The sequence below is a fragment of the Ruegeria sp. BE9 genome, assembly GCF_056538765.1.
In genome coordinates, this window is record NZ_JBQFTS010000020.1 from 1 (window position 1) to 1,273 (window position 1,273).

1 protein-coding gene is annotated in these 1,273 nt (G+C 60.3%); it reads right to left on the minus strand.

Annotated elements, in window-relative coordinates:
* Positions 1-1,273 (minus strand): serine hydroxymethyltransferase (gene glyA, locus ACR0EO_RS22075; RefSeq protein WP_480693059.1); only part of this gene is annotated, 1,273 nt, incomplete at its 5' end.

Consider the following 1,273-nt stretch of genomic DNA (forward strand, 5'->3'; position numbering starts at 1 on the left):
TTACAGGTTTGGATAGATAGGGAATTTGGCGCAGAGGTCTGCGACTTCTGCCTTGACCTTGGCTTCGACTTCAGCGTTGCCGTCTTCGCCGTTTGCGGCCAGGCCATCGACCACTTCGATGATCCAATCGGCGATCTGGCGGAATTCAACCTCGCCAAACCCGCGTGTGGTGCCTGCGGGCGAGCCCAGACGAATACCCGAAGTGATGGTCGGTTTTTCCGGATCAAACGGAACGCCGTTCTTGTTGCAGGTGATATGCGCGCGGCCCAGGGCCTTTTCGGTCGCGTTGCCTTTGACGCCTTTGGGGCGCAGGTCGACCAGCACAACGTGCGTGTCGGTGCCGTGGGTCACCGTGTCCAGACCGCCTTTAATCAGCTGATCCGACAGCGCCTGCGCGTTGGTTACAACCTGCTGGATGTAGCTTTTGAACTCGGGGCGCAGAGCTTCACCGAACGCAACGGCTTTACCAGCGATCACGTGCATCAGCGGACCGCCCTGAATACCGGGGAAGATGGCCGAGTTCACTTTCTTGGCGATCGCCTCGTCATTGGTCAGGATCATGCCGCCGCGCGGACCGCGCAGGGTCTTGTGCGTGGTGGTGGTCGCAACATGGGCGTGCGGGAAGGGCGAGGGGTGCTCGCCCGCCGCAACCAGACCGGCAAAGTGTGCCATGTCGACGTGCAGATAGGCGCCAACCATGTCCGCAATCTCGCGCATGCGGGCAAAGTCGATCTGACGCGGGATGGCCGAACCACCTGCGATGATCAGCTTGGGCTGGTGCTCTTTCGCCAGCGCCTCGACCTGATCGTAATCCAGCATGTTGTCTTCTTTGCGCACACCATACTGAACGGCTTTGAACCACTTGCCCGACTGGTTGGGCGCAGCGCCGTGGGTCAGGTGACCGCCGGCATCCAGGCTCATGCCCAGAATGGTGTCGCCGGGCTGGATCAGCGCCTGAAACACACCCTGGTTGGCTTGCGAACCCGAGTTGGGCTGCACGTTGGCAAACTCACAACCAAACAGCTGCTTGGCGCGGTCGATGGCCAGGTTCTCGGCGATGTCGACGAACTGGCAGCCGCCATAGTAGCGACGACCGGGGTATCCCTCGGCGTATTTGTTGGTCATCACCGAGCCCTGCGCTTCCATAACAGCGGCAGAAACGATGTTCTCGGATGCGATCAGCTCGATCTCATCGCGCTGGCGACCCAGCTCGGATGTAATCGAGCCAAAAAGCTCAGGATCACGATCCGAAAGGGACTGGGTGAAAAAACCG